The sequence below is a fragment of the Paenibacillus sp. J22P15 genome, assembly GCF_056269345.1.
On record NZ_JBWDNT010000028.1, the window covers coordinates 1 to 15,107 of the forward strand.

The 15,107-nt window shown below is 43.0% G+C and carries 14 protein-coding genes and 1 pseudogene; 3 read left to right on the top strand and 12 right to left on the bottom strand.

Going from position 1 to position 15,107, the window contains the following annotated elements; translation table 11 throughout:
* Window positions 1-231: pseudogene (locus AC0YN6_RS28170) on the top strand (IS3 family transposase); the annotation flags it as partial.
* Between the two features lie 198 nt (window positions 232-429).
* On the opposite strand, the gene AC0YN6_RS28175 reads toward AC0YN6_RS28170, so the two are convergent.
* From AC0YN6_RS28175 to AC0YN6_RS28220, 10 genes are all read right to left on the bottom strand, one after another.
* Complete coding sequence (locus tag AC0YN6_RS28175) at window positions 430-1,035, bottom strand: response regulator transcription factor (RefSeq protein WP_475751263.1); 606 nt, start codon at window positions 1,033-1,035, stop codon at window positions 430-432.
* Window positions 1,036-2,208: a sensor histidine kinase gene (locus AC0YN6_RS28180; RefSeq protein WP_475751264.1), complete on the bottom strand. Its 1,173-nt coding sequence runs from the start codon at window positions 2,206-2,208 to the stop codon at window positions 1,036-1,038.
* The gene (locus tag AC0YN6_RS28185; protein WP_475751266.1) at window positions 2,209-2,952 is read right to left on the bottom strand and encodes an ABC transporter permease; all 744 of its coding nucleotides are present in this window, start codon (window positions 2,950-2,952) and stop codon (window positions 2,209-2,211) included.
* A 25-nt stretch (window positions 2,953-2,977) separates the two neighbouring features.
* Window positions 2,978-3,883: an ABC transporter ATP-binding protein gene (locus AC0YN6_RS28190; RefSeq protein WP_475751268.1), complete on the bottom strand. Its 906-nt coding sequence runs from the start codon at window positions 3,881-3,883 to the stop codon at window positions 2,978-2,980.
* Window positions 3,884-4,169: 286 nt separating this feature from the next.
* The gene (locus AC0YN6_RS28195; RefSeq protein WP_475751270.1) at window positions 4,170-5,051 is read right to left on the bottom strand and encodes a hypothetical protein; all 882 of its coding nucleotides are present in this window, start codon (window positions 5,049-5,051) and stop codon (window positions 4,170-4,172) included.
* 24 nt (window positions 5,052-5,075) lie between these two features.
* Complete coding sequence (locus AC0YN6_RS28200; protein WP_475751272.1) at window positions 5,076-7,505, bottom strand: heavy metal translocating P-type ATPase; 2,430 nt, start codon at window positions 7,503-7,505, stop codon at window positions 5,076-5,078.
* A gap of 50 nt (window positions 7,506-7,555) precedes the next feature.
* Entirely contained in the window at window positions 7,556-7,759 is a 204-nt protein-coding gene (locus AC0YN6_RS28205; RefSeq protein ID WP_475751274.1) for a cation transporter, read from the bottom strand.
* 579 nt (window positions 7,760-8,338) lie between these two features.
* Entirely contained in the window at window positions 8,339-8,668 is a 330-nt protein-coding gene (locus tag AC0YN6_RS28210) for a metal-sensitive transcriptional regulator (RefSeq protein ID WP_475751276.1), read from the bottom strand.
* Window positions 8,669-8,787: 119 nt separating this feature from the next.
* Window positions 8,788-10,218 carry an MFS transporter gene (locus AC0YN6_RS28215; RefSeq protein WP_475751278.1) on the bottom strand — a complete coding sequence of 477 codons (1,431 nt, stop codon included), beginning with the start codon at window positions 10,216-10,218 and terminating at the stop codon, window positions 8,788-8,790.
* A gap of 128 nt (window positions 10,219-10,346) precedes the next feature.
* Entirely contained in the window at window positions 10,347-10,667 is a 321-nt protein-coding gene (locus AC0YN6_RS28220) for a thioredoxin family protein (protein WP_475751280.1), read from the bottom strand.
* A gap of 396 nt (window positions 10,668-11,063) precedes the next feature.
* Between AC0YN6_RS28220 and AC0YN6_RS28225 the strand changes: the two genes are divergently transcribed.
* The gene (locus tag AC0YN6_RS28225) at window positions 11,064-11,459 is read left to right on the top strand and encodes a VOC family protein (protein ID WP_475751282.1); all 396 of its coding nucleotides are present in this window, start codon (window positions 11,064-11,066) and stop codon (window positions 11,457-11,459) included.
* A 171-nt stretch (window positions 11,460-11,630) separates the two neighbouring features.
* Here AC0YN6_RS28225 and AC0YN6_RS28230 read toward each other — a convergent pair whose 3' ends face one another.
* Together AC0YN6_RS28230 and AC0YN6_RS28235 are read right to left on the bottom strand one after the other, a co-directional pair.
* Window positions 11,631-13,268 carry a S8 family serine peptidase gene (locus AC0YN6_RS28230; RefSeq protein ID WP_475751283.1) on the bottom strand — a complete coding sequence of 546 codons (1,638 nt, stop codon included), beginning with the start codon at window positions 13,266-13,268 and terminating at the stop codon, window positions 11,631-11,633.
* A gap of 207 nt (window positions 13,269-13,475) precedes the next feature.
* Window positions 13,476-14,312, bottom strand: a complete 837-nt coding sequence (locus AC0YN6_RS28235; protein WP_475751285.1) for a hypothetical protein — start codon at window positions 14,310-14,312, stop codon at window positions 13,476-13,478.
* Between the two features lie 112 nt (window positions 14,313-14,424).
* On the opposite strand from AC0YN6_RS28235, the gene AC0YN6_RS28240 reads away from it, so the two are divergent.
* Complete coding sequence (locus AC0YN6_RS28240) at window positions 14,425-14,847, top strand: hypothetical protein (RefSeq protein ID WP_475751287.1); 423 nt, start codon at window positions 14,425-14,427, stop codon at window positions 14,845-14,847.
* Window positions 14,848-15,107 lie beyond the last annotated feature (260 nt).

The window sequence follows — 15,107 nt, forward strand, 5'->3', positions numbered from 1 at the left end:
AAAGCGTGGTATCAAACAAAGTATGTCCCGCAAAGGCAACTGCTACGACAACGCCGTCATTGAGAGTTTCTTTGGCACAATGAAATCTGAATTTCTTTATTTAAACGAATTGAGCATTTTAAACAAGAGCTCTCAACATACATTGATTATTACAATCACAAGCGCATTAAGGCAAAACTAAAGGGAATGAGTCCGGTACAGTACCGAACTCATTCCCAAAAAGTCGCCTAATGAAATAACCTGTCTAACTTTATGGGGTCACTTCACATGCGGTTGTGGATTTACATGGTGGAGGCGAACCGTGGCTGTGCAAAACCACTATTCAACGTAGTTCCACTTTGAGGATGGAAGAGAAGCAACCTAAGATAGCTCACTCCAAGAGATAATAAAGACTTGAAATACTTGTGATTACTTTTATTAAAGGTATCCTTAATCCAACCATCCCTTACTACGTGCAATATCTATAGCTTCGATCCGAGTATTCGCCCCAAGTTTCCCAATCGCTTCTGACATATAGTTCCGTACCGTTCCATAGGATAGAAACAGCTGTGCTCCAATTTCTTGAAGAGTCAAGCCTTGGGCAGCCAACTTCATGACATCACGCTCTCGAGGTGATAATGGACATGGGTCATCCCATACCGCGAGAGACAGTTCCGCATTAATCACACGTTTCCCATCGTAGACCCGACGAATTGCGTCAGATAGCTCCTCGCTGCCCGTATCTTTGAGAAGATATCCGTAAACCCCTGCCTGCATAGCCCGCTGAAAGTATCCAGGACGTGCGAATGTCGTTAAGATGATGATCCGACAAGCTGACTTCGTTTTTTGAATCGCCTCCGCAATATCCAACCCCGTTTTTAGCGGCATTTCAATATCCATAACAGCGGCATCCGGTTCATATTGTTGAATTAGAGACATCGCTTCTTCCCCATTTTCGGCCTGGCCGACTACTTCAATATCATCTTCTAATGAAAGTAGAGTTGCCAGTGCTCCCCTTAATAACTTTTGATCTTCTGCCAAAATAATACGAATCATCTAAACGGTACCTACCTTTTCATTGCGTATTACCCTAGGAATATGTAAGGTTAATTCTGTCCCTTTGCCTGAGGATGAAGATAGTGAGATACGGCCATCGATCATGACAAGCCGTTGTCGTAATCCTGCGATGCCATTGCTGCTGGTATAGAGTTGATCCTCATCTACCCCAATGCCGTCATCACTTACAGATACACGGACTTCCCCTTCTTGAATGTCCAAATGAACGTTGCACTTTGTTGCTCGACTATGTCGAACCACATTTGTTATGGTCTCGCGAAAACACATCGCCAAAATCGTCTCCTGCAGCGGTGTTAACGGAAGCTTATTGTTCACTAATTCGTCTATCGTCCCTACATTAGAAGGTTTGCGATTTGAAACCGATTGATATTGAAATGCCAACGTTATGCCCGCAGCTGAACATAAAGATACAGCATGCTTATATTCGTCAGCGAAGTAGGCAACTTTCATCTCAGTAACCAATTCACGCATTTGTTTCAAGGCCGCGCGTGCCGTTTCTCGTATTTCGCGAGCCTCTAATATCGCTCTCTCGGGATGACGATTGATCAGCTTCTCAACGACCTCTCCTTTCAATGCAATCAATGACAGCGTATGTCCCAATGTATCATGTAGTTCACGCGCTATCCGCTGGCGCTCCTCCTGCTGCGCCATTCGTTCAGCGGTGTCTGCTCGCAGTCTCGCTGACGTCTGCTGAAATCGAATCGAAGTTCGAATGATATACGGCAGAATACAGACGCCAAATATAGGCACCAGTCCTATCCACAATTGGCTGCTCGCCTGATCCAAGTAAGGAACAGCAATAGCCCCCATACCTATGGGGAATGCAATGGTAATGGATAATAATATCGGCGTCTTTTGTTTACTAAGTGGAGCTGCGATCATAAAGCCGATAAATGTATACATAGGGTGAAATACAGCCGCTAAAATTAAGAGTATACCCACCTGAGTCATTAAGATTTGTGGAGCCCGCTTTGCATTAAAGTAGAATTGACGAAACAGTAGAGCAAATACACCCAACAGAACAAAGCCAAGCCACTGTATACCTGACGGTTCATGAAGTAAAAAGTACATTGGAATAATTAGATTTGTTAACAAAAAATAAGGGGCGACTCCCTCTGATTTCGGGAAGAGACGCCATTTCTCTCGATTCAATTACACCGCTTCCCGTCGATTATATATATATACAGATAGTACCATAAATAAGAGACCGTATCCTGTTAATATTATGAAATCGATGCTTGCCGGAGCTTTTCCAATAATCATATTCCATGCCCCATTTGCGTAACGGTGAGATGGAAGCCATTCCCCGATCGATCCCATCCACTTCGGCAAAGTGCTAAGCGGCATCCATAGTCCTCCCATAATTGCAAGACCCATCTGTAATACATTTCCGATTGCAACTGCGGTATTAGCATTCTTTAGCGTTCCTAACAATGAACCAAGCGCCAGAAAAGGTATACTTCCAATCCATAACCATAATCCACATGAAATCCATTGCCCAGCTGTCAGTTGTATATCATGAACTAGACCCGCGGATAAAAAAATAATAGCAATTACGATCAAGTGAACAGCCATTTGCGATACAACCTTGCTGCCAATCCAGACTGCAGGAGATAGTGGCGTTAATTTCAGCAAGCGTACCCACCCATCTTGATGCTCGAACGATAGACGTATACCGAATTGAGATACTGCTGTACCAATCAGGCTGAATGCAGTCATCGACATCAATGAAAAAACGCCCCAAGTTGTCGATTGAATCGATTTATCCGTTCCATTCATACTTGCAAATAAAAAGTAGAAAGCAAGCGGCATCGCAATGGAGAAGAGTAAGAAAAATGGACTGCGGGCAATTCGTAGACTTTCTGCTTTGGTTTGGGCAATGAACATATGTAACATAGCAATATTCCTCCTAGAATGTTTCTTATCGTGTAATGGTTGGACGATGTGAATCTGTAAGACTTAAGAAAGTATCTTCTAAGCTGGCAGATTGTATATCAATATCTGAAATTCCCCAGTTAGACTGCATCAGTGAAAATAACAATTCATCTGTCTTTTGAGCGTAAAGACGAATTCGCTCGCCGTTGCACTCTGCCTTTTCTACGCCAGGTAGTGTGAGCCATTCCTGATCAGCTGGTGCGTTCGCCGCTCGAAATGATACAGTCCGAAGCGCAGTTTGTGCCTTTAATCGCTCTGGTGTCCCTTCCGCAACAACCTGTCCACTGGCAATTACCGCGATGTGATCTGCGACAGCATCAGCTTCCTCTAAATAATGTGTCGTTAAAAGCACAGTACGCCCGTCTCTTGCCAGTGCTTGGATTGTGTCCCAAAAGCGACCACGAGCCTCGATATCCATCCCCACAGTAGGCTCATCGAGTAAGAGAAGCTCTGGATTTCCCGCCAAGCTTTGGGCGAAAGCTAATCTGCGTCGTTGACCTCCTGACAGAGAGGACGCGCGCCGCTTCGCATCCGCATGGAGACCCGAAATATCGAACAATCGCTCAAGCGACATCGGATTACGATAATAACTACGGAACAATTGAAGCACTTCTTTGACAGTGAGCCCATCTGCCGCTTTAACATCCTGCATAAGCGCTCCAACGCGTTGCCGTAATTCTTTTGTTCCAGACGGCACACCCAGCATCCTAACTTCTCCTGACGTTGGCTTTATCATTCCGAGCATCATGGAAATAGCTGTTGTCTTACCTGCACCATTCGGTCCGAGCAACGCGGATATTTGACCTTGCTCAAATGATAGATTCATATGATTAACGGCACAGTAGTCACCGAATTGCTTTACTAGATTTATACATTCAATCGCTTTTTTCATTTTGTACCATCCTCCACTAATTTCTTCCTCGTTACTTGATGTCCTTATTATATTGAAAAAGAGCGAGATTCAATTAGTGTAGGTTGTCACAAACTGGTTATGACAAATGTCAGAAAAAAGAGGACTGAGCAAAAAAAGAAGGATCCCTAGACCCTTCTTCAGCATACATACGATTGACACTCATTGATTGAGGTGCCTTGCACAGCAAACCTATAGCTAACAATTTTGACATTTTTAATCGAATACAACAAAAACCCCGACCTCTTGCGGTCGGGGTAGTATTATTTTATTTCACTTCAACTACAAAAGGACTGATAAAAGTTTTACCGTTTCGTTGAAATTGCCCCCAAATCTTATATACGCCTGTATTGGGGAAAGTCGTCATGAATTTCGCATCCGGGCCTTTCGCTTTTTCCTCCATCGGGTGTACATGCAAATACTGCTCTGTATCTTCACTTAGGATCACCACGTGCCCAACAGCGCCTAGGTAAGGCTCTAGATCCGTTATCGGATCTTTGGACTTCGCATCCGAAAGTTTGAAGTTCAACTCAATTTCTTTGCCGGCTTCCGGATGCTTGTTCTCGAGTGTGATTTCTACCCCGTCCACGATCACGGAATGTTCATCCGATGGTTTAATCGGAACTTGTTCAGCGGCTAGCCCTTCTACCTTGATCCATTCGGACTTCGTTGTGGCGGATCCACCGGTAGGAATATAGTCGGCGAATAACTTATAATCTCCACCGGAAGGGAACGATGTCGTGATTTCGAATTGCCCATTCCCTTTGTACTCCGGATGAATGTGGTCAAAGTAAGATAAATCTTTGCTAACCACGATGAGATGGAGCTTCTTCTCGTGATTAATATCGAATTCCTCGATGGCCTTCCCTTCCGTATCTTGAATTTGTACGGTTATTAAGGTATTCTCTCCGGATTTCGGCGTTTCTTCAGACCATTTCCAATCGGCATTCGTCTCTAGCTTCTTCGTCTCGTCGGCATGTTCTTCTCCGTGAGCTTCTCCGTGCTCTCCGGCACCGGGTGCAGCGGGTGATGCTGCTTGAGAATTCCCGCCATGAGCACCATGATTATCTGTTTCTTGTTTATTTTGTTTTCCACAAGCAGCAACAAGAACTAGTGCTACTAGCAATCCGATCAAATAAATTCGTTTCATTTTAGCCTCCATTTATGGATAACTTTATACTTTTGCTCTTTGTAGACGTAGCGCATTCAGCACAACGGAGACGGAGCTTAAAGCCATAGCTGCTCCGGCGAGCCATGGTGCAAGGAATCCAAGCGCTGCGATCGGGATGCCGATGACATTATAAGCAAGCGCCCAGAACAAGTTTTGCTTAATGTTTACCATCGTTTTCTTACTCATCGAGATCGCGTCCGGAATACTGTTCAAGTCTCCGCGCATTAAAGTAACATCCGCGGCCTCCATGGCCACGTCGGTTCCCGTACCGATCGCCATCCCGATATCCGCAATTGCCAATGCCGGCGCATCGTTGATTCCATCTCCAACCATCGCGACCTTCTTCCCGCTTTCTTGCAATCGCTTGACCTCGTTGGCTTTACCATCCGGCAGCACTTCCGCCAGCACATGGTCGATTCCAACTTGACTCGCAATGGCTTTCGCCGTACGTTCATTGTCGCCTGTCATCATCACGACTTCCAAACCGAGCTGCTTTAATCTTGCAACTGCCTGCTTCGACGTATCTTTAATCGTGTCCGCTACGGCTACCATACCCGCGTACTTTCCATTAACCGCAACCAGCATCGCTGTTTTTCCAACCGACTCCAGTCGGCTCATTTCCTCAAAAGCAGCCTCCGCGTTCACGTTAGCTTTCGCCAATAACTTTCGGGTTCCAATTAACAATTCGTTCCCTTCGACCGTAGCTTCAATACCAAATCCAGGTATCGCTTGAAAGGAATCGGTCGATGGGAGAGAAATACCTTGCTCTTGAATACCAGCCACGATCGCTTCCGCTAGCGGATGCTCCGAATTTTTCTCCGCTGCGGCAATCCAGGACAAGAGCTGTTCCCGATCATAGCCTTGCTCAATCCGAACATCCGTCAATTCCGGCTTACCTTTCGTTACCGTTCCCGTTTTATCCAACACAATGGTGTTAATGCGATGCGTGGATTCTAAATGCTCGCCGCCTTTGAACAAAATACCGAGTTCAGCGGATCGACCCGAACCGGCCATGATCGATGTTGGCGTAGCAAGACCTAGCGCACATGGGCATGCTATAACCAGAACGGCAATTGCCTTCTCCAACGCCTCTGCAAAATTGCCTGCATCGACAGCGAAGTACCAGATCAAGAAAGTGACGAACGCGATCCCTACGACGATCGGGACGAATATTCCCGAAATCACGTCGGCTACCCTTTGAATCGGCGCTTTCGAGCCTTGCGCTTCCTCTACGACTTTGATGATTTGGGAAAGCGCCGTTTCTTTGCCGACTTTGGTCGCTCGTACTTTAAGCACGCCGTTTTTGTTCAGCGTTGCTCCAATGACTTGATCTCCTGTCTGCTTATCTACTGGGATACTTTCACCGGTTAGCATCGATTCATCGACAGCCGATAACCCTTCAAGCACTACACCATCGACTGGCACTTTCTCGCCAGGTTTAACTAGGAATACATCTCCAGCTACTACGTCTTCTACCGGAATACTAACTTCCTGACCATCCCGTATGACGATAGCCGACTTGGCTTGTAAACCCATCAATGCTTTGATCGCTTCCGAAGATCGGCCTTTCGCCAGTGTCTCGAATAATTTACCCAGCAAGATTAACGTGATTAGCACGGCACTCGTCTCATAATACATCTCAACCTGATGATGTGCGGATGCATTTAATGATTCGATTGTTAAGTAAACACTATAGAAGTAGGCGGCAGATGTGCCAAGCGCTACCAATACATCCATATTCGCACTGCCGTTGCGCAGCGCCTTGTAGGCTCCGACATAGAATCGGCTGCCAATAATGAATTGTACTGGGGTGGCTAATATCATTTGGAACCATGGATTCATGAAAATCTCCGGCACCCATATCCATGACGTAAAGGAGAAATGTCCAACCATTGCCCAGAGAAGCGGCAATGAGAGAATAGCCGATACAATCAACCGGATCTGCAGGCTGCGGACTTCTTTTTTCTTATGATCGCTTTCATTCGTCTGCTCGCTCTTCGGTTTAGCTTTATAGCCGATCTGTTCGACTTTCTTGATCATATCCGCAGCACTTGTCATGGATGGAATAAATTCCACATGTGCCGTCTCCAAAGCTAAGTTCACCGTCGCTTTTACGCCACTCATTTTGTTAAGGCCCTTCTCGATGCGCGTGGCGCATGCTGCGCAGGTCATGCCTACAATATCGAAGTCAATGGACTCCTTTACCGTATCGTATCCCAGGTCTTGAATTTTCTGTTCCAATTGGGACATGTTGACTTGAGAAGGGTCAAAGTTGACGGATGCTTGCTCCATGGCGAAGTTTACGTTTGCTTGTGCAACGCCTTCCAGCTTATTCAGGCCTTTCTCTATACGGTTGGCACATGCTGCGCAAGTCATGCCAGTGATCTGTAGTGTGGCTTGTTGGGTAGGTACTGCTTGATTAGAGTTGTTCATGATCATCACCTATTCCTCTGTCGTATTACCATCTTAACTAAATGACGTTTTCATTTCACGACATCGTAACCCTGTTTCTCAATCGTTTCGACAATGCCGTCCAATGAGATATTACCGTCGTCATACACCAATTCAACCAAGCCTGCGGCTAGATCAACAGTCGCCTTTGCACCGAGAGCTTGGACTGCACCTTCAATAGTACGAACACAACGACCGCAAGTCATTCCTTCTACATTTAACATTACGTTTTTCATTAATATTTCCTCCGTCTCATTTATTTCGCTAATTTGTTAACCATAAAAAAATAGTTCGTCAATCACTTGAAGCTCACCAGATTGAATCTTCTTGACTCCTCTGATTTGTCCTTCGATACAATTCAGCCGCGAAATTGATTTGCCTTTATCGTTATGTTGGCTTTTTCTCTCGTCTTGTGTCGAACAGCAGCTCAATTCTTTCAACTCTTGGTTAAGAACGAGCATTATCATCACTTCTGCAACTCATTATACTATACCCCCCTACAGTATATCAACTACAAAATAATAAATTATTCATTGATGACTCCCTTTAAGTTGATTCGACCTGCATATCCGATTTTCATTAGAATCGGCACTTACAAGCTGGTGATCGCTTCATCCAGCTGAAGAATGATCGGCAAACCTGCTTCTTCCGCACCTTTGCAGAAATTGCTGGTGTTGCTACAATCTCCAACACATCCTTTGTAATTAATGGTAACGTTCTTGAATATAGAATACCCCGGTACCCTATAAGTTGTCAATCAAAGACGATGAAAAAAATATAAAAGCAAATGTACATTAGCACATTTGCTCAGATTATCATTTCATTAGTTTATTTATTGTCGTCAGCAATTCATCGATGGCTCCATGTTCGCCCGATTGAATTTTTTCAACGACACAGCTTTTCATATGGTTCTCGAGAAGTAATTTCCCGACGCTGTTGAGAGCCGATTGAACCGAAGCGATTTGATTGAGTACGTCATCGCAGTACGTATCTTTTTCTATTAACCCTTTGATCCCTCGAATTTGCCCTTCGATTCGGTTCAGGCGACTGGTCAGGTTTATCTTGGTCTTCTCGGAGTGATGGCTATGTTGATGTTGGTGATGATGTTCATGTCCCGCGGTTTCAACCGTTAATTCCTTTTCCATGGCTTATCCCCTCCCCCTTATGCCCTATTATACCCCCTAACCCTATCCGATGCAAAGCTCTGATAGAACAGCAAAATCAGCCGTGAATAACACGACTGATTATTATGTCTATCTCAATATCAATTCTCTGACGTTTTCCCTTTTCGGATGAAAACCAATGCGATAAGTGCACCGACGATAGCTATGATAGCTGCTCCAACGAATGCGGAGTGAAAGCCCGTATTTAATGCTGCGATTTGATCGATCCCTTTATCCAACTCCCCTTTCGTCCAGGAAGAAGATATGGCAACCATGACAGCTAATCCAATGGCTGAACCAATTTGATAACTCATATTGGATAAGCCTGACGCCAAACCGGATTCTTCCGGCCTTGCCCCCGACAAGGAGGCGATCGTTGCCGGGATATAAGCCATCGACATGCCAAGTGCCCCGAGTAGAGAAGCCCACAGTACGTTGGTAACGAAGTTTCCTCCTTCTGGCGTATTCCCAGCGAACAGCAACAGTGATCCCGCTAATATAAGCATACCAATGACGAGATTTCCTTTGATGCCGAACTTGCCGACAAGCCTTCCCATGACTCCGATCATCAAGATCATGATGAGGAACGTCATCGGCACCAGAGCAACCCCGCCCATGAATGCCGAATAGTTCAGAACCTGTTGAAGATACAGATTCAAGAAAAACCAAAGCGGAATCCAAGCACCTGCAAGAGTTGCCAAAATGATATTGCTCGCAAGTAGATTCGGAGCTCTAAATATCCGTAGAGGTACGAGCGGTTCCTTTTTCTTCGCTTGCACGATCAGAAACAGAATGAACAGTACAGCAGCAATAGTCATTAAACCGAATGTTTGCGCTCCCCATCCGTTATGCTCCGAAGTCACGATCGCATATACCGCCAGCACCAACGCAGCCGTGACAGTCAGTGATCCTAAGAGATCGATGCTGCCCTTGTTTTTAGTTCCTTTTGGAAGGACATACAGACTGTACAAAATAGCGAACAAGCCAACGGGGATGTTGATCAGGAATGTCCAATTCCAACTGAGCCATTCCGTGATGACTCCTCCGAGGAAAACCCCGGCCGTACCGCCTGCTGCCGCGGATGCTCCCCAGAAGCCGAAAGCTTTGTTTAACTCCTTAGGGTTAGCGACAAAGAGTTGCATGATGATGGTCAATGCAGCTGGAGCGATTAGCGCAGACCCAAATCCTTGAAGGGCGCGGCCTATATTCATCGACTCCTCGGACCAAGCTATTCCGGCTAACAGCGAAGCAAGTGACAAGACTATAAACCCGAGCATAAACATCTTGCGTTGACCGAATAAATCGGAAAGTCGGCCTCCTAGTAGCAATAATCCCCCAAAGAAAATGACATAAGCATTAAATACCCATTGCAGGTTGTTTTGCGAGTAACCAAGTGCTTCTTTAATCGCTGGGAGAGCAACCCCGATGATAGATGTGTCCATGATAACCATGAACTGGGCCAAGCATAGCAAGAACAATGCCTTCCATCTTAGCCGATTCGCATTAGTCATAGCATTTGAATTTCCTGACATTTCGTATTCCTCCTTGATTTGATTTACATTCGTATAGTATACCCCCCTACCCTATATTGTCAACAACTTTTTCCATAAATAAACTGCTGACTTTGGATCAGCAGTAGACTTGATTTGATTAAAATGGGTTAGGGGATGAGCTGATTGATGGCGCCTGTTAACGTTTCTTTGGGTACAAATCCTGTCACTTTCCCGACTAGCTGACCCTTTTTGTAAATAAAAAGAGCTGGTAAACTCATGACTCCCATTTGCTCTGTCACTTTCGTTTCCATCTCTACATTCACCATGGCCACCGTTACTTTACCTGCATAAGCTTGATCGATGTCCTCTAGAATCGGCTTCATTTGTTTACAGAGCGAACACCATTCCGCCCAAAATTCCACCAAGACGGCATCTTGTTCGGAAACCAACTTATCGTAAGTGTTGTCCGATAAATTTAAGATAGTCATTGCTATATCCCTCCTCTTGTGTAACTTACCCTGATAGGTACATAACCACCACACGCAACGCACAGTTTTTGTTGATGGAGAATCTCAATATACATTACGGAATAATGGCAACCTAGTAATTAGTGCACCCTAAGAAAGCTTGTCTATCTCCGTGAGCAGTTCTTCTTACCTAATGCCCCCCTTACACTTCAACGATTAATGGCTACGCGCCCTGACACTAACTTTAATGAAATCAGACAAACACTATATTAACTCAAATATCGCCAAATTAAAATTTAAGATCGGAACTCTAAAGATCTACATACCTTAAATTTTCAATAATTTTATTATTTATAGGTAGGAAAGGAGAACATAATAATAGAAGAAATTATGGAAGTCAAAACAAAGGAGGACGTTATGGGAAGATTAGTTCATTTCGAGGTTCATGTAGATAATATGGAGCGTGCTAAGAAGTTTTATGGAGAGGTATTTGGATGGACATTTGAGGACTGGAGCAGTTATGCTGGAATGCCCTACTTTGGAGCTGTGACGGGAGATGCAAATCAACTTGGAATCAATGGAGCTTTGATGCAGCGTCAAGGTCCCTCCCCACAACCAGGCCAGCCTATGAATGGTTATGCATGCACAATGGGAGTAGAAGACTACGATTCTACTGAAGCAAAAATTATTAATCTTGGAGGCAAGCTCGCATTGCCAAAGTATGCACTGCCTGGGATGGCGTGGCAAGGGTATTATATTGACACTGAAGGAAATTTATTTGGGATTCATCAGCCAGATGAGAACGCAAAATAGCAGTTTTCCTTTTCCGCATTTTCACAAAAGCCCGGCCTCACGCGGTCGGGCTTTTCATAGTTTGGTGGAGGCGAACCGGGGCTATGCAAATCCACAATTCGCAGAAATGCTATGCCTAGAGGAGAGAAGATCTACCAATTACGGCAGCCCTATAGGTTTAATTAGTTTCCGTTAACAATTTTGTTTTTGCCACTCTGTCCATTTTTGAGCAATACCTAGTCTTGCCTCAGTACTTCTTTCCGAATACCAACACTGGCCTTCGCGCCACTCAGGCACCGATTCGAAATGCACACCGGTAATCTGTTCAAGCGCATTACAACGTTCGCCAAAGATAGAGACTCTTTGATTTAGAGCATCATATTTCAACCCCGAAATGAGTGGCAATATAAAGAGTGGATTTTTAACTGTCGACGCAAGCTTAAGTGCACAATACTTGATATTGGAGTCAGTATCAGAAAAAAGTCGAATAAGATCCTCAGTTAAGTCATCCCACAAGTCCGGATACCTGCTAAATGCATGTAGAGCCCCCATTCGCACATAACTGCTACTATCTTTGAATAATTGTCGTAAATCATCACTTGTTACTAACTTAGAATGCTCGGACAAGATAATGATCGAAGCTGCACGAATTTTGTAAGAAAGGTGTCGTAGCAATGTATGAAAATGCTTAGCCATTTCCAACGAATAGGACTCTGCAAAAAAAGATAATAAAGCTATTGTAGCTTCCTCTACATCCTGACCCATAACTGCTGCTAAACGTTCTGTTTCCTCTTTTCTTTTCCAACTTTTCCAAAGTAAATAAGGGCTTTCTAAGGGCAGTCTTTCTTTTTTGGACATAAAGTTCACTGCAGCTGAAACATCTACTAGCCCAGAGCGCAACTCATCCAATATAGGTTGAGAAATACGACTACTCCCCAGGAGAGCTGATTTTACTTGAAACGATGTCCACGAGGGCCGAGCTTCCCAAATACATGCTGCAGCACCCAGAATGATCGGACCGGAGTAAGATGTTCCTTCCGTTCTCGCATAGCCAATGGGTAAGTCATCAAAGGAAGCTGTGAAATGATTCTGGCGTTCTTCTTCTGATTGAAACGGTGTTGGTAATACAATGTTTTCTGCAGGAGCTAAAATTTCAGGAACCCACTTATTTCCAAAAGTAATTCCTCTGCATCCATGATACGCAAGTACATCATGAATATCTGCATTAATTGGAACGATGACACCCCCAACAGACAATACAGAGGGGGATGCTGCCGGGCCATTGCAGATTAATTCTTTCGTGTTGCCGGAGGATGAAACAACCAAAAGTCCATCATCAGCTAATTCCTCACATAAAATACGAACAGGGTCCGCTTGCCAAGGTAGTAATCCTGTATCTCGTGTCGCTACGACTGTCAAAATGACACCACGGATATTGTATGTACGCCTGTTTACTCTTAGCCATTCCAGAGCTATGCCAAATTTCACTTCAATGTCGTTAGAAGTATAGAAAGGTCCTGTTTCCAGTAAATAGAGATTAGCTGCTGGTGCTGCACCAGAATAATAACCATTGGAAAGCTTCCCTGACCCGGCGGCCGCGGCGGCACTCGAAAGCCCGTGCAATCCCTTTTTCCAAGGACCCTCATTTGATAATATTAAAATGGGCTGTGCAAGATGATCTGATGTTTTAACGATGTATGTATTCCGTTTTTCATTGGACGAAATATCAGAATGATGTGCAAAACTACTATCAATAATGGCGATATTAACATTCTTTCCTGTAAGGTTCTCCGGAATATTGAGAAATGCTCTAATTGAAGTCCACTTCATAAAATGCACCCTTTCTAGTGTCACTCTATAGTCATTTCTCATTCTAGATTTTGAGATCAATATACAGCAAAAACCCCGACCTCTTGCGGTCGGGGTTTACATGGTGGAGGCGAGGGGATTTGAACCCCTGTCCGAAGATCACGCCACACAGGCTTCTACGGGTGTAGTCACAGTTTTGATGTCACCCGAGTATCGATCCTATCATAATCATGAACTGATAGATGTAACTATAGATTTATTTTTTGATACTTTAACACCATGTTCATACTTTTGCGATTTTGGAGATTCATAAATACTATTGAGTTCTTGTTCATAAAAATTGTATAATTGACCTCCTCGTTTACACAAAATCCCTGGATTCTCGGGGCGATCATTTCGATTGCTGTATGTACCAAAAATGATTTTGTCATCATATCGATAAACTTGGTAAGTTGGTGCAGAAGAGAGTAAAAATATATTGACTTTGATATTGGGATTTTCAGAAACTAACGAGGAAAAAAAAGAAATCGACTCATTTGTTTTCGCCTTAATAGATTCTTTACTCTTATTAAACTTATTTGCAAGTTCCATTACCGCAGCCTCATTATTTGGGTCGACAATTGCAACACGAATATTTATTTTTCTCTTTTTGCCCGCTTCTATTAAATTATGTCTGTTACCACTTCTCCATAAATTTCCATAAGCAAATATTAAATCAATATTACTTGTCTTTTCTAGTAACGACGACCATTCCTCTTTACTTATACCGTACACATCATTATAAACCTTAACAATTCCTGACGAGTATATATTGTCAGATATGTTGATTTTACTTAGTATTTCATTTAAAAAATCTCTTTTACCTTTTAGCTCCCACAGAATGACTAAAGCAACTGATGCAATTAGTGAACCCCCAATACTTTGTACAACCGACTGGATTACTTTATAGTTCTCAAATAACGGAAGTGTGGAAAAGAAAAGAAATCCTGACCCTACAACAAAAACAATAACTGCAAGCACCAAAAATTTATAACTTGTTATTTCTTCAACGATATTCTTCTTCATAAAGTGGCTCAGCTCCAAAATAATTGTTTATTTTTATTTGTATGTGGTATCCTAAACTTGTACCCTTTCATATTATACCTGACTTATATTTCCTGCAAGGGAGTATGTAAAATTGTTTATAAAATATCTTGGTCTTTTTATTTTAGATGAATATAAGAATACGCTGCTTGCTAAAAGTAATAATTTACTACCTCATTTAGTATTAGATCCACATATCACCTTAAAATATCGACCAACCTCATTTATAGAGATTAATAATTTAGGATCTATATATGATATTACTATCGACGGTCATGGAAACAATCAGAATAATCAAGGCTTTAGGATAAGTTTATCAACAGAAATTCAAAAAATTTATGAAGGAGCAATCATACCGCATATCACTGTATCTCTCAATATTAATGCTAAAGCCGTTGATACTGCTTATCTAGAATTTATTAAAATTGATCCGTTTAGTATAAAGGGAAGATTAGGATATGCATCAGATCAAGGAATAATTTATAAACTGCCTTTTGACAAATCGAATTTAAACTAATATATTTTTTCCCTTCTCTTTAAAGTGTTATATAAAATATGAATAGATTTTTTAATATTGATACCGAACTCCATCAATTATCTAGTATCGACCCTGTCTAAAGAAAATTTGATAAGAGCTCCAATATTTTTGTGCTTCTCGTATATCTCTTCAAAAATTGTAATAATAATAAAGTGACTAATTATAAATTTAGAAGCATTATATGAAATAGTCTAATAAATGCAAAAAGAGCACCCTATAAGGTGCTCTTTCTCATGGTT